General features: G+C 67.7%; 15 protein-coding genes and 2 rRNA genes. 9 read left to right on the top strand and 8 right to left on the bottom strand.

The features are described from left to right. Positions 1 to 44: 44 nt before the first annotated feature. A complete protein-coding gene (locus tag O7543_RS06825; protein WP_281567357.1) occupies positions 45 to 1,283 on the top strand; it encodes an argininosuccinate synthase in 1,239 nt (412 codons plus the stop codon). Between the two features lie 8 nt (positions 1,284 to 1,291). After that, the gene (gene argH, locus O7543_RS06820) at positions 1,292 to 2,755 is read left to right on the top strand and encodes an argininosuccinate lyase (RefSeq protein ID WP_281554624.1); all 1,464 of its coding nucleotides are present in this window, start codon (positions 1,292 to 1,294) and stop codon (positions 2,753 to 2,755) included. 23 nt (positions 2,756 to 2,778) lie between these two features. Here the strand turns inward: argH and O7543_RS06815 are convergent, their stop codons facing one another. Continuing rightward, entirely contained in the window at positions 2,779 to 3,114 is a 336-nt protein-coding gene (locus tag O7543_RS06815; RefSeq protein WP_281554625.1) for an antibiotic biosynthesis monooxygenase, read from the bottom strand. 53 nt (positions 3,115 to 3,167) lie between these two features. On the opposite strand from O7543_RS06815, the gene O7543_RS06810 reads away from it, so the two are divergent. After that, the gene (locus O7543_RS06810) at positions 3,168 to 3,821 is read left to right on the top strand and encodes a DNA-3-methyladenine glycosylase (RefSeq protein WP_281554626.1); all 654 of its coding nucleotides are present in this window, start codon (positions 3,168 to 3,170) and stop codon (positions 3,819 to 3,821) included. A gap of 26 nt (positions 3,822 to 3,847) precedes the next feature. Here the strand turns inward: O7543_RS06810 and O7543_RS06805 are convergent, their stop codons facing one another. Further along, complete coding sequence (locus O7543_RS06805) at positions 3,848 to 4,114, bottom strand: hypothetical protein (RefSeq protein ID WP_281554627.1); 267 nt, start codon at positions 4,112 to 4,114, stop codon at positions 3,848 to 3,850. A gap of 266 nt (positions 4,115 to 4,380) precedes the next feature. On the opposite strand from O7543_RS06805, the gene O7543_RS06800 reads away from it, so the two are divergent. Continuing rightward, positions 4,381 to 5,703, top strand: coding sequence for a tetratricopeptide repeat protein (locus tag O7543_RS06800; RefSeq protein WP_281554628.1), 1,323 nt, complete (start codon positions 4,381 to 4,383; stop codon positions 5,701 to 5,703). Here O7543_RS06800 and O7543_RS06795 read toward each other — a convergent pair. Further along, entirely contained in the window at positions 5,679 to 6,509 is an 831-nt protein-coding gene (locus O7543_RS06795; protein WP_281554629.1) for a sulfotransferase, read from the bottom strand. The two genes, O7543_RS06800 and O7543_RS06795, sit on opposite strands and share 25 nt — an antisense overlap. A 215-nt stretch (positions 6,510 to 6,724) precedes the next feature. Between O7543_RS06795 and O7543_RS06790 the strand changes: the two genes are divergently transcribed. Further along, on the top strand, positions 6,725 to 8,185 hold the full coding sequence (locus O7543_RS06790) for a hemolysin family protein (RefSeq protein WP_281555564.1): 1,461 nt from the start codon (positions 6,725 to 6,727) through the stop codon (positions 8,183 to 8,185). Here the strand turns inward: O7543_RS06790 and O7543_RS06785 are convergent. From O7543_RS06785 to O7543_RS06775, 3 genes are all read right to left on the bottom strand, one after another. Next, on the bottom strand, positions 8,094 to 8,750 hold the full coding sequence (locus O7543_RS06785) for a DNA methyltransferase (protein WP_281554630.1): 657 nt from the start codon (positions 8,748 to 8,750) through the stop codon (positions 8,094 to 8,096). The two genes, O7543_RS06790 and O7543_RS06785, sit on opposite strands and share 92 nt — an antisense overlap. A gap of 81 nt (positions 8,751 to 8,831) precedes the next feature. Then, on the bottom strand, positions 8,832 to 9,413 hold the full coding sequence (locus O7543_RS06780; protein WP_281554631.1) for a hypothetical protein: 582 nt from the start codon (positions 9,411 to 9,413) through the stop codon (positions 8,832 to 8,834). Between the two features lie 122 nt (positions 9,414 to 9,535). Beyond that, a complete protein-coding gene (locus tag O7543_RS06775; protein ID WP_281554632.1) occupies positions 9,536 to 10,336 on the bottom strand; it encodes a hypothetical protein in 801 nt (266 codons plus the stop codon). A 17-nt stretch (positions 10,337 to 10,353) separates the two neighbouring features. Between O7543_RS06775 and O7543_RS06770 the strand changes: the two genes are divergently transcribed. Further along, the gene (locus tag O7543_RS06770; protein WP_281554633.1) at positions 10,354 to 10,527 is read left to right on the top strand and encodes a hypothetical protein; all 174 of its coding nucleotides are present in this window, start codon (positions 10,354 to 10,356) and stop codon (positions 10,525 to 10,527) included. 37 nt (positions 10,528 to 10,564) lie between these two features. Here the strand turns inward: O7543_RS06770 and O7543_RS06765 are convergent, their stop codons facing one another. After that, positions 10,565 to 11,599 carry a phosphatase domain-containing protein gene (locus O7543_RS06765; protein ID WP_281554634.1) on the bottom strand — a complete coding sequence of 345 codons (1,035 nt, stop codon included), beginning with the start codon at positions 11,597 to 11,599 and terminating at the stop codon, positions 10,565 to 10,567. A gap of 124 nt (positions 11,600 to 11,723) precedes the next feature. After that, complete coding sequence (locus O7543_RS06760) at positions 11,724 to 12,227, bottom strand: OsmC family protein (RefSeq protein WP_281554635.1); 504 nt, start codon at positions 12,225 to 12,227, stop codon at positions 11,724 to 11,726. 227 nt (positions 12,228 to 12,454) lie between these two features. Between O7543_RS06760 and tyrS the strand changes: the two genes are divergently transcribed. The 3 genes from tyrS (at position 12,455) to O7543_RS06745 (ending at position 19,377) form a co-directional block, all read left to right on the top strand. Next, positions 12,455 to 13,738: a tyrosine--tRNA ligase gene (gene tyrS / locus O7543_RS06755; protein ID WP_281554636.1), complete on the top strand. Its 1,284-nt coding sequence runs from the start codon at positions 12,455 to 12,457 to the stop codon at positions 13,736 to 13,738. A 661-nt stretch (positions 13,739 to 14,399) separates the two neighbouring features. Beyond that, a 16S ribosomal RNA gene (locus tag O7543_RS06750) occupies positions 14,400 to 15,916 on the top strand. Between the two features lie 356 nt (positions 15,917 to 16,272). Next, positions 16,273 to 19,377 (top strand): 23S ribosomal RNA (locus O7543_RS06745). Together the 16S and 23S rRNA genes form the textbook arrangement of a ribosomal RNA operon. Positions 19,378 to 19,406 lie beyond the last annotated feature (29 nt).

Genomic DNA, 19,406 nt, shown 5'->3' with positions numbered 1-19,406 from the left:
TCTGATCTACCCGATACGCACATTCAACCGAGGAGCACGACATCATGACTGAGCGGGTGGTACTCGCCTACTCCGGCGGCCTGGACACCTCGGTCGCCATCCCGTACCTCGCCGGGGAACTCGGCGCCGAGGTGATCGCCGTCGCGGTCGACGTCGGCCAGGGTGGCGAGGACATGGACGTCATCCGGCAGCGGGCGCTGGACTGCGGCGCCGTCGAATCCGAGGTGGTCGACGCCCGCGACGAGTTCGCCGCCGACTTCTGCCTGCCGGCGCTGCGGGCGAACGCCCTCTACATGGACCGCTACCCGCTGGTGTCGGCGCTGAGCCGGCCGCTGATCGTCAAGCATCTGGTCGCGGCGGCCCGTGAGCACGGTGGCACCGTGGTGTCGCACGGCTGCACCGGCAAGGGCAACGACCAGGTCCGCTTCGAGGTCGGAATCGGCGCGCTCGCGCCGGAGCTGAAGGTGGTCGCCCCGGCCCGGGACTTCGCCTGGACCCGGGACAAGGCGATCGCGCTGGCCGAGGAGAAGGGGCTGCCGATCGACGTGTCACACAAGTCGCCGTACTCGATCGACCAGAACCTGTGGGGCCGGGCGGTGGAGACCGGGTTCCTGGAGGACATCTGGAACGCCCCGATCGAGGACCTGTACTCCTACACCGCCGACCCGGCCGCGCCGCGCGACGCCGACGAGGTGACCATCACCTTCGACGCCGGCGTGCCGGTGGCGGTCGACGGCGAGACGGTCACCCCGTACCAGGCGGTGGTGGAGCTCAACCGGCGGGCCGGCGCGCAGGGCATCGGGCGGCTGGACATGGTCGAGGACCGGCTCGTCGGGATCAAGAGCCGCGAGGTGTACGAGGCACCGGGCGCGATCGCGCTGATCACCGCCCACCAGGAGCTGGAGAACGTCACCGTGGAGCGCGAGGTGGCCAGGTTCAAGCGGACCGTGGCCCAGCGCTGGGGCGAGCTGGTCTACGACGGCCTGTGGTTCTCCCCGCTCAAGCAGGCCCTCGACGCGTTCATCGACGAGACCCAGCGGCACGTCACCGGCGAGGTCCGGATGGTGCTGCACGGCGGGCGGCCGGTCGTCGTCGGCCGGCGTTCCGAGGCCAGCCTGTACGACTTCAACCTGGCCACCTACGACACCGGTGACACCTTCGACCAGAGCCAGGCGAAGGGCTTCGTGCAGCTGTGGGGGCTGTCCAGCCGGCTGGCCACCGCCCGCGACACGCGGCTCGCCGGCCCCGGCGGGCAAACCCGGCTGCCCGGCTCGCAGGCCTGACCCCGACAATGGTCGCTGTGGACGACAAGAGCCTGACCGAGAACACCGCCAGCCCGAACCGCACCAGCCTGTGGGGTGGCCGCTTCGCCGGCGGGCCGGCCGAGGCGCTGGCCCGGTTGTCGGTCAGCGTCCAGTTCGACTGGCGGCTGGCCCCGTACGACATCGCCGGCTCCCGGGCACACGCCCGGGTGTTGGCCGCCGCCGGCCTGCTCGATCCGGACGAACTGGGTCGAATGCTGGCCGCGTTGGACGACCTGGAGGCGGCCTGCGCCTCCGGGTCGTTCCGGCCGACCGTGGACGACGAGGATGTGCACACCGCGCTGGAACGCGGCCTGCTGGAGCGGCTCGGCTCGCTCGGCGGCAAGCTGCGCGCCGGCCGGTCCCGCAACGACCAGGTCGCCACCGATCTGCGGCTGTATCTGCGGGACCACGCCCGTGGCCTGGCCGCACAGCTGGTCGAGCTGGCCGCTGCTCTGGTCGAGCAGGCCGAGCGGCACCTGGAGACTCCGGCACCAGGGATGACCCACGTGCAGCACGCCCAGCCGGTGACGTTCGGGCACTGGCTGCTGGCCCACGTCCATCCACTACTGCGTGACCTGGACCGGTTGCGCGACTGGGACGCGCGTACCGCCGTGTCACCGTTGGGTGCCGGCGCGCTGGCCGGCTCCGGCCTTCCGCTGGATCCGGTAGCGGTCGCCAAGGAGCTGGGGTTCCGGACCTCGTTCGCCAACTCGATGGACGCGGTCGCCGACCGGGACTTCGCCGCCGAGTTCCTCTTCGCCACCGCGATGGTCGGGGTGCACCTGTCCCGACTGGGGGAGGAGGTGGTGCTCTGGACCTCGCAGGAGTTCGGCTGGGTGGAGCTCGACGACGCCTTCGCCACCGGGTCGTCGATCATGCCGCAGAAGAAGAACGCTGACATCGCCGAGCTGGCCCGGGGCAAGTCCGGCCGCCTCGTCGGCGGGCTGGTGGCGGTGTTGACCATGCTCAAGGGGCTGCCGCTGACCTACGACCGGGACATGCAGGAGGACAAGGAGCCGGCGTTCGACGCCGTCGACACCCTGCAACTGCTGCTCCCGGCCCTGGCCGGGATGATCTCTACCATGACGGTACGGGTGGACCGGCTCGCAGCCGCCGCCCCGGCCGGGTTCACCCTGGCCACCGAGGTGGCGGACTGGCTGGTCCGCAAGGGTGTGCCGTTCCGGGACGCGCACGAGGTCACCGGCAAGCTGGTGGCGCTCTGCTCGGCCCGTGAGTGCGCGCTCGACGAGGTCTCCGACGACGATCTGCGGCTGGTCAGCGAGCACCTTGACGCCGGTGTCCGGGACGTGCTCTCGGTACGGTCGGCGCTCGCGGTGCGGACCACGCCGGGCTCGACCGGCCCCGGTCCGGTGTCCGACCAGTTGGCCGCCGTCACGGAGCAGCTGTCCGGGTGGCGCCGGTGGGCGGCGGAGTCGGTGGTGCCCCGCTGACCCAACCGGCGGCCGGGTCCGGGTCACCGGGTGGGCGGCGGGAACCGGTAGGCCCGTTCCACCCGGGCCACGTGCACCGCGAAGCTGGCGTACCACCGGGCCCTGCCGTCGGCCTGGGCGATCAGGTGCTCGACGTGTCGACGCCAGGCGGCGATCGACTCCTCGTCACGCCAGTAGGAGACGGTGATGCCGACCCCGTCGGGGTCCCGGGCGCTGTCCACGCCCAGGAAGCCCGGCTGCGTGGCGGCGAGCTCCACCATCCGGCGGGCGGTGGCCGCGTAGCCGTGGTCGTCGTCGGTGCGGGTGGAGGCGAAGACCACCAGGTAGTACGGCGGTGGCGGGGTGTCGGCGGGACTCATCGGTCGCTCCCGGGCGGTGATGGTGTGCTGGGTCGCTGTGCTGTGCTGGCACCATGAGACCACCCGCGCCGGTCGGCGATCTCGCGACGGTGCTCGCCGGACCGGTCGACGCCGCGGCCCGCGCGTTGCTGGGCTGCCGGGTCGCCGTCAGCGACGTCGAGGTCCGGCTCACCGAGGTCGAGGCGTACGCCGGGGTCGGCACCGACCCCGCCTCGCACGCCCACCGGGGCCGTACGCCGCGTAACGCCCCGATGTTCGGGCCGTCCGGTCACCTGTACGTCTACTTCAGCTACGGAATGCACTGGTGCGGCAACGTGGTCACCGGCCCGCCGGGACAGGCGGCGGCGGTGCTGCTGCGGGCCGGCGAGATCGTCGCGGGTCACGGGTCGGCCCGGCGGCGGCGTGGCCTGTGGGTGTCGGACCGGGACCTGGCCCGTGGTCCGGCCCGGCTGATGGCCGCGCTCGGGCTGGACGGCACGGCGAACGGTACGTCGCTGCTCGACGGCGTCGGTCCGGTGTCGCTGACGCCACCGCCGGTGCCCGTCCCGGCCGGAGCTGTCCGTACCGGTCCCCGGGTGGGGGTGGGCGCGGCCCCGCACACGCCGTGGCGCTTCTGGTTGGCCGGCGAGCCGACGGTCAGCGCGTACCGTCGGGCCGCTCCCCGGCCGCGCGGCGGCCGGACCGGGGCGCCGACCGCGACCGGATGACGGGCGATCGGTGCGGCAGCAGGTCGTCAGCCGGCGCGACGCGACGGCTGCTCCGTCCACGACAGCAGGCCGTCCTCGACCGCCCTCCGGGCAAGCTCCAGTTTCGTCTGCGCGGGGCGGCCGGCGGCGGCGTACTTGCGCTTGACCCGCTCGAGGTACTGCTTGGCGGTGCCGAGACCGACGCCGACGCGGCGGGCGGCGGCGACCATGGTCAGCCCGGACAGGTAGGCGACCAGCACTGCGGTCTCCTGCTGGGAGAGCCGTGGACCGGGGTGGTACGAGGGCTCGGACACAGGCGACCTCCGGAGCGGTTGACTCCGGAAGAGTAGGCAGTTGACTGTCAGGCAGTCAATGAGTTGACAGGATCTGGTGTTCGATTCCGCAGCAGGACGGCCAGCCGCGCGGACCCGACCGACCCGGACAGCGCACCCGGTCCCGCCGTGCCGCCGACCCCGGCCAACACGGCGACGAACGCGACGGCGAACGCCAAGCGGAACAACTTAATCGACACTCCTCGACGGTGGTATAAACCTCCGTGCAGTAGATGAGGGGGCTGGACATGAGTCAACAAGTTCACCCGGACTTCCCCCGACGGCTGCGAGCCCTGCGGGTCGCGCGCAACATGACCCAGCGGGAGCTGGCCCGGGGGAGCCTGTCGGTCAGCTACATATCGTTACTCGAAGCCGGGCGCCGGTCGCCCAAGCCGGAGGTGCTACGCCAGCTGGCGCAGACCCTCGGCTGCTCGGTGGCCGAGCTCGCCGGGGAAGCGGACGCGGTCGCCACCAGGCCCGCCGCACTGACCCTGTCGTACGGTCGGCTCGCCATCGAAGCCGGAGACCCGACCGAGGCGGAACGGCAGTTCAGCAGCGTCCTGGCCACCGCCGCGCCGGACCCGCTGACCCGGACCGAGGCGCAGCTCGGCCTGGCCCGCGCGTTGGCCGAGCAGGGCCGACTGGTCGAAGCCGCCCAGCAGTACGAGTCGTTGCTGCGCGACAACCCCGACGGCCCGGCGTTCGTCGCCTCGCTCGGCATGGTGATCAGCTGGATCCGGTGCCTCTACGAGCTCGGCGAACTGCAGCGGGTGATCGAGGTCGGGATGGGCACCCTGGACCGCGTCGACCGCCTCGGTGCCTGGGAGTCCGAGGACGCCGTCCGGCTGCTCGCCACGGTCGCAGCCGCCCACTGCGAGCTGGGCGACCTGAGACAGGCCGAACGGCTGCTCCACGAAGGCCTGCAGCGCGCCGACCGGATCGGCTCACCCCGGGCCCGGGCCGCGGTGCTCTGGAACGCCAGCCAGGTCGCCTGCGAACAGGGCAGCTACCGCGAGGCACTGGAACTCGCCGAGGAGGCGCTGGCCTTCTTCCGCCAGGACCGGGACCGACGCAGCGCCGCCCGGCTGCTCACCGCGTACGGCTGCATCCTGCTCAGCCACACGCCACCCCGCATCGACGAGGCCCGCACGACGTTCGAACGGGCGCTGCGCGAGCTCACCGAGGTCGGCGGCGGGATCGACCGCGGCTACGTACTGACCGAACTGTCGCGTACCTTGCTACTGGACGGCGACGCGGCCGGCGCGGTGCGCAGCGCCCGGCGGTCGCTGGCCGAACTCGGCGGGCAGGCACATCTGGAGCGGGCCCGGGCGCAGACCGCCCTCGCCGCCGCGCTGGCGGCCGCCGGCGACATCACCGGTTCCCGGGAGATGTTCGCCGGCGCCGCCGCGACCCTCGGCGGGCTGCGCGCCTCGCGGCAGGCGTCCCGGGCCTGGGCCGAACTCGGTGACGTGCTGGCCGACACTGGCGATCCGGTCGGCGCCGTCGAGGCGTTCCGCAAGGCCACCGCCGCGGTGCACCTCGGCCTTCAGTCGTCCCGGCGGGCCGGGTAGCCCCAGCTCTGGGCCACCTCGAACAGCGGAGCCGGCAGCGCCACGTCGGCCGGCAGTTCCCGGGGCGGCTGGACCGTTCCGGTACGGATCCGTCCGGTCCAGTCACCCAGCCCGGCCTTGATCCGGCCATGGTCGAATCGGCCGTACTCCACCATGTCCGGCTCCCACTCCAGACCGAGGAACTCGCAGATGCGCCGGGTCTCGGTCGTCGGATCGTCGGCCAGATCCTCGTAGCGGACCGTGTGTCCGGGAAGCACCCGGCGTGCCTCGGCTAGTTTGGTCAGGTACCGGCCGACGCTTTCAACTGCCTCCTGCGGCGTCTGCTGGGGTCGGGCCCTGGTCCACGAGTCGATGATCGCGGCCGGGTGGCGTAGCAGGAACACGAACCGCGCGTCCGGCCACACCTGGGCGATCCGGGGCCAGATGAACACGTTGTGCGGAGTCTTCTCGACCAGGACCTGTTTCCCGCTGCGCTGCAACGCCGCGTCCAACACCCGGTCCCACAGCAGGTGGGTGACCTCCTGGGCGTCCCAGCCCAACTCGCCCATGCTGTCCGTGATGTAGTGGTCACTGAACTCCACCCGCAACTTGCTCAGATGCAGCTCGTGCGGAGCGTATAGCGAGGAGTGGCTGTTCAGCATCATTCGCAGCAGTGTCGACCCCGACCGGACCGACGACAGAATGAAGACCGGCTGGCGTAGCAGCCGGTGTGGGCGGCGGACGAAGGCGGGACGGCCGCCCCGGCGGGTGATCTGCATTCCGGTCGACCGGGCGATCCGTACGGCAAGGTGATGCTTCCAGCTCATACGACCCGACACTACGAAATCTTCCTGAGAAAATGCTAGGGGTCTTCGCCCACCGGCCGGGCACAGCGACGCCGGATGCCAGGTGACCGGCGGGCCGAGCGGCCCGGAAACCCAGACGGATGGCAGGATTCGCATTCGGCCCAGGTGGGCAAAGCAGGCCGCAGCACACCGGCGACGGAATCCGGGTCACGACGGCGGCGATGGAAGGTGCGTACGTGCAGGGGTACGGAACACAACTCGCGCTGGTCGGGATCCTGGTGGTGCTGAACGCGGTCTTCGCCGGTAGCGAGATCGCCCTGGTGTCACTGCGCGACAGCCAGCTGCAACGGCTGGAACGGTCCCGTCGGACAGGCCGGGTCCTGGCCAAGCTTGCCAAGGACCCGAACCGGTTCCTTGCGACCATCCAGATCGGCATCACCCTGGCCGGGTTTCTGGCCTCGGCCACCGCTGCGGTGTCGCTGGCGCAGCCGCTGGTGCCAGCGCTGGACGTGCTCGGCCGGGCCGCGGAGCCGGCGGCGATCGTGCTGATCACCCTGGTGCTCACCTTCGTCACACTGGTCTTCGGTGAACTGGCCCCGAAGCGGGTGGCCATGCAGCGGGCCGAGCGGTGGGCCCTGGCGGTGGCCCGACCCCTCGACATGATGGCCAGCCTGGCCCGGCCGGCGGTCTGGGCGCTCGGCGCCACCAGTGACATCGTGGTCCGCCTCGCTGGCGGCGACCCGAAGGCGACCCGCGATGAGATCAGCCCGGACGAACTGCGCGACATCGTGGCCGGTCACCGGGCGTTCAGCGCCGAGCAGCAAACCATCATCTCCGGGGCACTGGAGATCGCCGACCGGCGGCTGCGCGCCGTGCTGGTGCCCCGGCTGGAGGTCTTCACCCTGGACAGCGGGACATCCGCCGAGGCGGCCCGAATCGTGCTGGCCACCTCAGGTCACTCCCGTGCGCCGGTAGTCCGCAACGGGATGCTGGACGACACCGTCGGTGTGATCCACCTGCGCGACCTGGTCGGCGTACCCGACGACCGGCCGGTCGACGCGGTCGCCCGCCCGCCCATGCTGCTGCCCGAGTCGCTGCCGGTGGTCGACGCATTGCGCCGGTTCAAGACCCACCGCCAGCACATCGCGCTGGTCGTCGACGAACGCGGTGCCGTCGACGGCATCGTCACCCTGGAGGACGTGCTGGAGGAGATCGTCGGTGAGATCTACGATGAAACCGACCGAGACATCCGCGCGGTACGCACCGAGCCGGACGGCACCATGCTGGTCCCCGGGACCTTCCCCGTACACGACCTGCGGGACATCGGGGTCGATTTGCCCGGCCGGCCGGACGGCGACTACACCACCGTGGCTGGTCTGGTGCTGGCCCGGCTCGGCCACATCCCCACCGACGTGGGCGAGTCGGTCCGGGTCGACGGCTGGGCACTCACCGTCGCTTCCGTCGACCACCACGCCATCAGCGGCGTACGGCTGCGCCGATCCTCGCAGGACGACGGCGACCACACCGACGGCGACCACACCGACGGCGACCACACCGACGGCGACCACACCGACGGCGACCACACCGACGTCGAGAACCGCCCGCTCAGCTCGGCCGTTGAAAAACCAGACAGTAGTCGCCGGTCAGCCAGTCGGGCTGGTGGTCCCAACACAGGAACGACTCCTGGAGCAGAGTGAGATGGGCGCGGATCACCCGACCCACGTCCCAGGCGAGGGTGGTCACCCGACCGTCGACCCGCATGTTCGCCACATTGACCACGGCGTGGCCGCCCGGCCGCAGCAACTGGGCGACCTGACCGAAGACCTCACCGATCTCGTCGAGATAGCTGGTGTAGTCACCGTCGAGGGTCTCGTAGGCGTTGAGCGGATTCTCCGGATGGTCCGTCGCGTCCATGTAGGGCGGTGAGGTCAGGCAGAGGTCGAACGGCCCGTCGACCAGGCCGATCAGCTTCCGGGCGTCACCGTCGACGATCTCGGCACCGGCCGCTCCGGCGAGCCGCTGCCGGATCAGCGCGACCCGGTCGGGCAGCAGTTCCACGCCGGTCGCCCGTCGACCCATCCGCGCCGCGGTCACCAGTGTGGTGCCGTAGCCGGCGAACGGGTCGAGCACCGCCTGCCCGGCCGTGGTGTACTCGTCGATCACCGCCTCGACCAGAGCCTCCGGGAAGTGCACCTGCTGGTCCTCGCCTGCCGGGAGTTGGGCGATCAGGTCAGCGCTGGTCAGCTGCAGCCACGGTCTCACCCGACCATTGTCCCTCGCTGCAGTCGCGGCGGCCGGCCGCCCGGGCGTCGGCGGCTGCCGGACTACTCCGACGGTGCCGGACTACTCCGACGCCGCGTCGTCGTGCTGCCCGGACTGGCGACGGTTGCGCAGCGCCACCCAGGTGGCACCGAACACGATCGCTCCGGCCAGACAGACCGCGACCACGTGACCGCTGCCAGTCCAGCCGAACCAGTCCTGCAGCAGCATCCGGGAGCGGGACGTGGGATCCACCAACGTGATCGCCACGAACGCGGCGACCAGCACGCCGGCGCCGAGGGCGAACGCGGTCGCCCACGGCCCGCTCGGCCCGAACCGGCCGTGCAGCACCAGCACAGCGCGCACGATCCGCCGGGCCCGGACCAGCCGCAAGGTGCCTACCGTGTAGATCAAGCGGAACACCTGCAGCGGCCCCAACGCCAGGATGGTGACCGGGACCACGATCAGGGTCAGCGTCACCAGTCCGCGGTTGCGCCGCAGCCAGGCCAGCCGGTCGGCGGAGAAGGCCAGCAGTACGGCGGTCTCGGCGACCAGCACCGCTCCGCTCGCCCAGTGCAGGACCTCACCAACCGTTGCCAGCGCCCCGCCAGCGAGGGTGAGGAACACCGCCGGAACCGAGGCCAGCGCCGCGACCAGCACCGGCACCGCCAGTCGCTGTTCCCACCGGGCGGACCGGTCCCGGCCGGACGCGTCAGCCGGCTGATCGCTCGCAGGTTGGCCGGACGCGTCAGCCGGTTGATCGCTCGCAGGTTGGTCGTCGGCGCCGGTCATCCCGATGCGTCGGCGGCCCGCCGTCCGACTGTCGCCGGCGGAACCCGGACCGCGATCTCCACACCGAGCTGCGCACCGTCGCTCAGCCGGAGTCGGTCACCGCTCCAGAACCGGCCCGGGTCGTACCAGTTGGTGCGCCGGCCCGTTGGCAGCAGCCCCATCGCCTCGTAGGTCACCGCGACCACCTCGGCGCAGTAGACACTTTCCAGATCCGTCCGGCCGGCGGCACTGTCAGCCGACAGTTCGGCGCCGCCCGACACCTCGGCTGCCTCGGCTGCTTCGGCACCGGCCGTGCCCCGACCAACCGGCGGCAACCAGGTGGCCAACCGTTCGCGTACCGCGCCGGCCAGCGGCGCCCGCCGTACCGACGGGGCACGACCCCGCAGCCACCGCCAGGCCAGCGCGGCGGTGGAGGGGAACGGGGTGCCGTCCAACCGGGCGACGGTCCGTAGCACGGCATCCTCCATCGCGCTGTCGGCGGGCGGCTCCAACTGCCGCAGCCAGGCCCGCTGACCGTAGCGCCGTGCCCAGACCGTGACCGCCTCGCGCAGGTCGTGCAGCTGCACACCTCTGTGGTGGGTGCCCGACCACATGTCCGGCAGTGACCGCCCGAGCTCGGCGTGCCACAGCAGCGGCGGGAGATCTTCGATCACCACCGCCATCCCCACATGGTTCACCGGGCTGTTCGTGGTCATCTGGATCGCCCGGTCGGGCATCGTTCGCCCGCGGAACAGCCACAGGTCACCGGTGCGGGTCAGTTCGACCGCCGCGTCGAGGGAGAGTGGTTCGCCGGTCACTCGACTACCCTAGGCGGATGCGTTGGTGGAAGGTAGTGGGCCTGGCCGCGTTCGTCGGGGTCGCCGCGACCGGAGCGGTCGTCGTCCGGGCCGAACGACGCCGTCGGGCCTACACGGCGGAACAGATCCGTGACCGGCTCCGACAGCGGCTCGTCGAGGCCGGGCCAGCGGACGCCCCGCCCTCAACCTGAGTGACCGGTCAGCCGAGCCGACGGCTCGGCTGACCGGTCACAGCAGTCGCGCCTCGCGCAGCAGGTGCGCCAGGCCGGCGCCGTCGGGCGCGGACAACCACCGCCGGCCACCCGGCCCGGCCGCCCTGGAGGTCTCACCGGCCGGTGCCGGCAGATTGCCGGCCAGGACCGCCTGCGTCGGCGAGAGCCGACGGATCGCCACCGCCGCCAGACTGTCCGGATGCTGCGCCGCGAACTCGGCGTAGATCTCCGGGTCGTGCTGCCCGTCGTCGCCCACCAGCAGCCAGCGGATCTGCGGGAACTCCTCCGCCAACCGGGCCAGGCTGGCGCGCTTGTGGTCCCGACCGCTGCGGAACCACCGTTCGGTGGTCGGACCCCAGTCCGTCAGCAGCAGCGGGCCGGCCGGGTAGAGATGCCGGGACAGGAACCGGCGCAAAGTCGGCGCGACGTTCCAGGCACCGGTGGACAGGTAGAGCACCGGCGCACCCGGATGCGCGGTGACCAGGCGTTCGTACAGCACCGCCATTCCGGCGACCGAGGCTCGGGCGTGCTCGTCCAACACGAACGTGTTCCACGCCGCCAACATCGGCCGGGGCAGCGCGGTCACCATGACCGTGTCATCGATGTCGGAGATGATGCCGAACCGGACCTGCGGGTCGACGATGCGTACCGGCGCGTCGACCGGCTCGGAGTCACCGCTGTGCAGCCGTACCGATGTCCAGCCGGGCTCCAGATCGGCCGGCACGACGGTGTCCACGAACCCGCCCCGGTCAGCCTGGACCTCGTGCCGCTTGCCGCCGGCCTCGATCACCACCGGCGCGTCCTTGACCGGCAGGGTGGCGAAACTGCGCCAGCCCCGTACCTTCTTCGCCCGCCGATGCGGGGGATCCGGCCGACCCAGCAGCACCCGCGCCATCACCCGGACCCAGCCCGGCGCCCCGTAGCCGGTGTACGGAATGAGCGTGAGATCCCAACCTCGTCGCCGCAGCCGGCGTTCCAACAGGGCGTGGATGGCATCCTCGAGCCGGACGGCTCGGTGGGCGCCACGCGCCGCCGGGCTCACGGGTGTCATCGCCACGGTGCCACCCTGCCACAGCCGCCCGTTGCGGGCACGGCGTGGTGATCGACCACGCGAAACCCGCTCAGCCGGCCGGTGTCGCCGCCGACACCGGCCGATCCGGCGTCCTCGCCTCAGGTCAGGTAGCGGCCAGTTCGATCTCCACCTCGGGTGGGTCGAGCAAACTGTTGTGCACCGTGCAGTGCGCGGCGACGGCCCGTAGCGCCGCCCGGCGTCCGGCCGGCAGTTCGTCCGGAACGCTCAGCTCGATCCGCACCGCGGCCACCCGGGCCGGCCGGTCGGCCGCCATCACGTACCGGGCACCGACGGCGAGCCCGTCCCGGGACAGCCCGTGCCGGACCAGGTAGCGGCCGGCGTAGTACGCCACACACGACGCGAGCGCGGCGACGAACAATTCGACCGGCGTCGGTGCGCTGTCCGAGCCGCCGCCGCTGACCGGCTGGTCGACCATGATCTGGTGGCCACGGACCTGCACCGCGTACCGCTCGCCGTCGACGTGCCGTACGGTCAGCCCGGGCTGCTTCGCCGGCTGACCAATCGATCCGGTCGGCTCGACCGGGACCGGGACCGGGACCGGCTGCCGGCTGTCGCGCTGCTCGGTCGTCGACTCGATGGTGTTCACCGTCAGCTCCCTCTGCCGGCGCTCGACCGCCCTGCCGGCACTCTCATTGCACCCCGTCCGGCGGTCGGCCGGTCAGAGCCGGGCGGCCCTGCCCGGCGGGCCGGACGCCCTGCCCGGCCAACGCCGGTCAACGACATGTCCCGATGGGCTCGCGGGCTCGGTCCGACCTGCGCCGCAGGTCGGAAACCGGATGTCCGTGCTGGTCCGCGATGAGGGACAATCGCGCCGTGACGGACGAACAAGACCCGGCCGGTACGCCCGACGTGCTGGACGAGCTGCGTTGGCGAGGCCTGATCCAGGATGCCACGGATGTGACCGAACTGGGCCGGCAGCTGCGCGACCCGACCACCTTCTACGTCGGCTTCGATCCGACGGCCCCCAGCCTGCATGTGGGCCACCTGGTTCAGGTGCTCACCGCCCGTCGGCTGCAACTTGCCGGACACCGGCCGCTGCTGCTGGTCGGTGGGGCCACCGGGCAGATCGGGGACCCGAAGGAGGGCGGTGAGCGTAACCTGAATCCGCCCGAGGTGGTGGCGGGCTGGGTCGACCGGATCCGCGACCAGCTCGCGCCGTTCGTCTCGTTCACCGGGCCGGTCGCGGCGCAGGCGGTCAACAACCTGGACTGGACCGGGCCGATGTCGGTCGTCGAGTTCCTCCGGGACGTGGGCAAGCACTTTCCGGTCAACCGGATGCTCGCCCGTGAGGTGGTCCGGGCCCGGTTGGACAGCGGCATCAGCTTCACCGAGTTCAGCTACCAGCTGCTGCAGGCGAACGACTTCTTTGAGCTGCACCGGCGGCACGGTTGCCTGCTGCAGTTCGGCGGCTCCGATCAGTGGGGCAACATCACCGCAGGGGTCGACTACGTGCGCCGGCGTGGAGCCGGCCCGGTGCACGCTTTCACGACGCCGCTGGTCACCCGGTCGGACGGCACCAAGTTCGGCAAGACCGAGGGTGGCGCGGTCTGGTTGGACGCCGCGCTGACCAGCCCGTACGCCTTCTACCAGTTCTGGGTCAACGTCGACGACCGCGACGTCGGGCGCTACCTGCGCTACTTCAGCTTCCGGGATCGCGAGACGATAGCCGAACTGGAGCGGGAGTCGGCGGCCCGGCCGGCTTCGCGGATCGCCCAACGGGCGTTGGCCGAGGAGCTCACCGCGCTGGTGCACGGTCCGGCGGAGGCAGCCCAGGCGGTGGCCGCGAGCCAGGCCTTGTTCGGCCGAGGGTCGCTGGACGAACTGGCTCCGGAGACCTTGCACGCCGCATTGCGGGAGGCAGGCCTGCTGACGGTGACCGGCGAGATGCCGGCGGTGGCAGCGTTGTTGAAGGAGTCGGGACTTGTCGGCAGTCTCAACGAGGCACGTCGGGCGATCGCCGAAGGTGGCGCCTACCTCAACAATCAGCGGGTGTCGGACGTCGAGGCGGTGGTCCAGGCCGAGACGCTGCTGCACGGCCGGTTCCTGGTGCTGCGGCGCGGCAAGCGCACGTTTGCCGGGGTTGAGCTGGTCAGATAGGCGTCAATCGACGTTGTGACGTGGGACGCGTTCGCTCGATTTGACGACTGATCGGGCGGGCGCGTAACTTTCTCTCTGCCCGCAGGGGAACGGACGGAAACACCGGAGCCGCAAACGCAGCCGAGGTGACCGGCCGGAACTGTGGGACAACCTCCAGGTCCGGGTGTTCGCACCGAGCGGAGCTGGCGGGCGGGGCCGCGAGGATCGCACCGGCAGGGCCGGGGCCGATTTGGAGCGGCGGGACCGACCGGCTAGGGTTGATGACCGCAGGGCACCGGGCGAGCCGACGGAGACGTCGCGGCCGGCCTGCAAAACCAGGTTCGAACGCACGGGTAACACGGCGCGCTCGACCAGGTGGTCAAACCGGCACGAAGCACCACGATCCGGAAAAACCCGGGTTGACGGGGCGAAAGAGTCGGAGTAAGGTAGTAAAAGTGCCCGGCGGAAGTCGGGTGGGACGGATGGCCCTGGTGGGGTTGCCTGCTTGGTGTGGGTGGTTCTGCTGGTGTGTGTTTGTTCTTTGAGAACTCAACAGGGTGCTTGATAAGCCAGTGCCAAAGTTTGTTTGGTTCCCGGCTGGTTGACTGCTGCGTTTGTGGTGGTTTTCTGGTTGGTGATTCCTTGGCATTTTAAATGCCGGGTTTGATTTCTTCACAAGTTTTTGTTGGAGAGTTTGATCCTGGCTCAGGACGAACGCTGGCGGCGTGCTTAACACATGCAAGTCGAGCGGAAAGGCCCTTCGGGGTACTCGAGCGGCGAACGGGTGAGTAACACGTGAGCAACCTGCCCCAGGCTTTGGGATAACCCCGGGAAACCGGGGCTAATACCGGATATTACATGCTGCCGCATGGTGGTGTGTGGAAAGTTTTTCGGCTTGGGATGGGCTCGCGGCCTATCAGCTTGTTGGTGGGGTGATGGCCTACCAAGGCGACGACGGGTAGCCGGCCTGAGAGGGCGACCGGCCACACTGGGACTGAGACACGGCCCAGACTCCTACGGGAGGCAGCAGTGGGGAATATTGCACAATGGGCGGAAGCCTGATGCAGCGACGCCGCGTGAGGGATGACGGCCTTCGGGTTGTAAACCTCTTTCAGCAGGGACGAAGCGTAAGTGACGGTACCTGCAGAAGAAGCGCCGGCCAACTACGTGCCAGCAGCCGCGGTAAGACGTAGGGCGCGAGCGTTGTCCGGATTTATTGGGCGTAAAGAGCTCGTAGGCGGCTTGTCGCGTCGACTGTGAAAACCCACAGCTCAACTATGGGCTTGCAGTCGATACGGGCAGGCTAGAGTTCGGTAGGGGAGACTGGAATTCCTGGTGTAGCGGTGAAATGCGCAGATATCAGGAGGAACACCGGTGGCGAAGGCGGGTCTCTGGGCCGATACTGACGCTGAGGAGCGAAAGCGTGGGGAGCGAACAGGATTAGATACCCTGGTAGTCCACGCTGTAAACGTTGGGCGCTAGGTGTGGGGGGCCTCTCCGGTTCTCTGTGCCGCAGCTAACGCATTAAGCGCCCCGCCTGGGGAGTACGGCCGCAAGGCTAAAACTCAAAGGAATTGACGGGGGCCCGCACAAGCGGCGGAGCATGCGGATTAATTCGATGCAACGCGAAGAACCTTACCTGGGTTTGACATGGCCGCAAAACCTGCAGAGATGTGGGGTCCTTCGGGGGCGGTCACAGGTGGTGCATGGCTGTCGTCAGCTCGTGTCGTGAGATGTTGGGTTAAGTCCCGCAACGAGCGCAACCCTTGTTCGATGTTGCCAGCGCGTTATGGCGGGGACTCATCGAAGACTGCCGGGGTCAACTCGGAGGAAGGTGGGGATGACGTCAAGTCATCATGCCCCTTATGTCCAGGGCTTCACGCATGCTACAATGGCCGGTACAATGGGCTGCGATACCGTGAGGTGGAGCGAATCCCAAAAAGCCGGTCTCAGTTCGGATCGGGGTCTGCAACTCGACCCCGTGAAGTCGGAGTCGCTAGTAATCGCAGATCAGCAACGCTGCGGTGAATACGTTCCCGGGCCTTGTACACACCGCCCGTCACGTCACGAAAGTCGGCAACACCCGAAGCCGGTGGCCCAACCCCTTGTGGGAGGGAGCTGTCGAAGGTGGGGCTGGCGATTGGGACGAAGTCGTAACAAGGTAGCCGTACCGGAAGGTGCGGCTGGATCACCTCCTTTCTAAGGAGCGCTCTCCCGGCGAAGGTCGGGTAGGGAGCCTGCCGCCTCCGAGTGTGGGGTGGGGGTGCTCATTTGGCGGAGACACTGGTGAGTTCGTGTCGGCAACGGCTGATGCTGCTAGTACTGCTTCTGCTTTCGGGTGGGGGTGTGGAGGGTGGTGTTGGTGCGGCTGGTGTGGATGGTGGGCATCCTGTTGGGTCCTGAGGGAACAGGCCACGTGGTGGGTTGTTGTCTCTGGTGCCAGGCGCGGCCTGGTCTTGCATACCGGCCATCGTGTGTGGTGGTGCTGGTGTGGGGCTGGGGGTTGCGGGTTGGTCGTTTGTTGAGAATTACACAGTGGACGCGAGCATCTTTGTGGTCAAGTTGTCAAGGGCGAACGGTGGATGCCTTGGCACTAGGAGCCGATGAAGGACGTGGGAGGCCGCGATAGGCCTGGGGGAGCTGTCAACCGAGCTGTGATCCCAGGGTGTCCGAATGGGGAAACCTGGCATCAGTCATGTGGTGTCACCTGCACCTGAACTCATAGGGTGTGTGGAGGGAACGCGGGGAAGTGAAACATCTCAGTACCCGCAGGAAGAGAAAACAATAGTGATTCCGTGAGTAGTGGCGAGCGAAAGCGGATGAGGCTAAACCGGCTGCGTGTGATACCTGTCAGGGGTTGCGTGGTCGGGGTTGTGGGACTCTGCTGATCGGACTGACATTCGGTCGAGAAGTGATAAAGCCAGTTGTTAGCTGAATGGTGTGGAAAAGCCAGCCGTAGACGGTGATAGTCCGGTAGGTGAAAACTTCTGGTCTTCTGTGGATGTTCCCGAGTAGCGGCGGACCCCTGAAATCTGCCGTGAATCTGCCAGGACCACCTGGTAAGCCTAAATACTTCCTAGTGACCGATAGCGGACGAGTACCGTGAGGGAATGGTGAAAAGTACCCCGGGAGGGGAGTGAAATAGTACCTGAAACCGTTCGCCTACAATCCGTCGGAGCCTTTCGGGGTGACGGCGTGCCTTTTGAAGAATGAGCCTGCGAGTTAGTGGCATGTGGCGAGGTTAACCCGTGTGGGGTAGCCGTAGCGAAAGCGAGTCTGAAGAGGGCGTTTGAGTCGCATGTTCTAGACCCGAAGCGGAGTGATCTAGCCATGGGCAGGCTGAAGCGCGGGTAAGACCGCGTGGAGGGCCGAACCCACCAACGTTGAAAAGTTGGGGGATGACCTGTGGTTAGGGGTGAAAGGCCAATCAAACTCCGTGATAGCTGGTTCTCCCCGAAATGCATTTAGGTGCAGCGTCGCGTGTTTCTTGCCGGAGGTAGAGCACTGGATGGTCTAGGGGGCCTACAAGCTTACCGAAATCAGCTAAACTCCGAATGCCGGTAAGTGAGAGCGCGGCAGTGAGACTGCGGGGGATAAGCTTCGTAGTCGAGAGGGAAACAGCCCAGATCACCAGCTAAGGCCCCTAAGCGTGTGCTAAGTGGAAAAGGATGTGGGGTCGCTTAGACAACCAGGAGGTTGGCTTAGAAGCAGCCACCCTTTAAAGAGTGCGTAATAGCTCACTGGTCAAGTGGTTCCGCGCCGACAATGTAGCGGGGCTCAAGCACACCGCCGAAGCTGTGGCATTCACGCGTGTACTTCGCTGATCCTTTTTGGGTTGGTGCAGGTGTGTGGATGGGTAGGGGAGCGTCGTGCCGGGGGTGAAGCAGCGGGGTGACCCAGCTGTGGACGCGGCACGAGTGAGAATGCAGGCATGAGTAGCGAAAGAAGGGTGAGAAACCCTTCCGCCGGATGACCAAGGGTTCCAGGGCCAGGCTAATCCGCCCTGGGTGAGTCGGGACCTAAGGCGAGGCCGAGAGGCGTAGTCGATGGACAACGGGTTGATATTCCCGTACCCGCGAAGGAGCGCCCATGATGAACCTCGTTGTGCTAACTGCCCGAACTTGGTGAGGTTTTCGGACTGATCTGAGGGAGCGCGGGAACCTGGCGGGTAGTAGTCAAGCGATGGGGTGACGCAGGAAGGTAGCTGATCCCGGCCGGTGGTTGTGCCGGGGTAAGCGTGTAGGCTGCATCATAGGTAAATCCGTGGTGCGTGAGGCTGAGACGTGATGCCGAGCCGATTCAGGTGAAGTCAGTGATCCTATGCTGCCGAGAAAAGCCTCTAGCGAGCTTCTAGCGGCCCGTACCCCAAACCGACACAGGTGGTCAGGTAGAGAATACCGAGGCGATCGGGCGAACTGTGGTTAAGGAACTCGGCAAATTGCCCCCGTAACTTAGGGAGAAGGGGGGCCGGAGACGTGAAGCTCTTTTCGGGTGGAGCGTTGTATGGCCGCAGAGACCAGGGGAAAGCGACTGTTTACTAAAAACACAGGTCCATGCGAAGAAGTAATTCGATGTATATGGACTGACGCCTGCCCGGTGCTGGAACGTTAAGGGGACCGGTTAGCTCTTCGGGGCGAAGCTGAGAACTTAAGCGCCAGTAAACGGCGGTGGTAACTATAACCATCCTAAGGTAGCGAAATTCCTTGTCGGGTAAGTTCCGACCTGCACGAATGGCGTAACGACTTTCCTACTGTCTCAACCACAGGCCCGGCGAAATTGCATTACGAGTAAAGATGCTCGTTACGCGCGGCAGGACGGAAAGACCCCGGGACCTTTACTATAGCTTGACATTGGTACTCGAATTAGCTTGTGTAGGATAGGTGGGAGACTGTGAAGCTGGTACGCCAGTATCGGTGGAGTCGTTGTTGAAATACCACTCTGGTTGATTTGGGTTTCTAACTTCGGACCGTGATCCGGTTCAGGGACAGTGTCTGGTGGGTAGTTTAACTGGGGCGGTTGCCTCCTAAAGGGTAACGGAGGCGCCCAAAGGTTCCCTCATCCTGGTTGGCAATCAGGTGTTGAGTGTAAGTGCACAAGGGAGCTTGACTGTGAGACTGACAGGTCGAGCAGGGACGAAAGTCGGGACTAGTGATCCGGCACTTGCGTGTGGAAGCGGTGTCGCTCAACGGATAAAAGGTACCCCGGGGATAACAGGCTGATCTTCCCCAAGAGTCCATATCGACGGGATGGTTTGGCACCTCGATGTCGGCTCGTCGCATCCTGGGGCTGTAGCAGGTCCCAAGGGTTGGGCTGTTCGCCCATTAAAGCGGTACGCGAGCTGGGTTTAGAACGTCGTGAGACAGTTCGGTCCCTATCCGCCGCGCGCGTAGGATACTTGAGAAGGGCTGTCCCTAGTACGAGAGGACCGGGACGGACGAACCTCTGGTGTGCCAGTTGTCCCGCCAGGGGCACGGCTGGTTGGCTACGTTCGGAAGGGATAACCGCTGAAAGCATCTAAGCGGGAAGCTCGCTTCAAGATGAGGTGTCCCACCCACTTTGTGGGGTAAGGCTCCCAGTAGATGACTGGGTTGATAGGCCGGAGATGTAAGCCAGGTAACTGGTTCAGTTGACCGGTACTAATAGGCCGAGGACTTGACTTCGAAGATGTACGCGTCCACTGTGTGATTCT

Origin of the sequence: Solwaraspora sp. WMMA2080, from assembly GCF_027497395.1 — a bacterium.
In the GTDB taxonomy this organism is placed as follows: domain Bacteria; phylum Actinomycetota; class Actinomycetes; order Mycobacteriales; family Micromonosporaceae; genus Micromonospora_E.
This window is presented reverse-complemented; position numbering and strand designations above follow the sequence as displayed.

Excerpts from the sequence above, each read along its gene's own strand:
- O7543_RS06810 (WP_281554626.1), top strand. The coding sequence starts at position 3,168 with ATGAGACCACCCGCGCCGGTCGGCGATCTCGCGACGGTGCTCGCCGGA.
- O7543_RS06800 (WP_281554628.1), top strand. The coding sequence starts at position 4,381 with ATGAGTCAACAAGTTCACCCGGACTTCCCCCGACGGCTGCGAGCCCTG.
- O7543_RS06765 (WP_281554634.1), bottom strand. The coding sequence starts at position 11,599 with ATGACACCCGTGAGCCCGGCGGCGCGTGGCGCCCACCGAGCCGTCCGG.
- O7543_RS06770 (WP_281554633.1), top strand. The coding sequence starts at position 10,354 with ATGCGTTGGTGGAAGGTAGTGGGCCTGGCCGCGTTCGTCGGGGTCGCC.
- O7543_RS06795 (WP_281554629.1), bottom strand. The coding sequence starts at position 6,509 with ATGAGCTGGAAGCATCACCTTGCCGTACGGATCGCCCGGTCGACCGGA.
- O7543_RS06815 (WP_281554625.1), bottom strand. The coding sequence starts at position 3,114 with ATGAGTCCCGCCGACACCCCGCCACCGCCGTACTACCTGGTGGTCTTC.
- O7543_RS06825 (WP_281567357.1), top strand. The coding sequence starts at position 45 with ATGACTGAGCGGGTGGTACTCGCCTACTCCGGCGGCCTGGACACCTCG.
- argH (WP_281554624.1), top strand. The coding sequence starts at position 1,292 with ATGGTCGCTGTGGACGACAAGAGCCTGACCGAGAACACCGCCAGCCCG.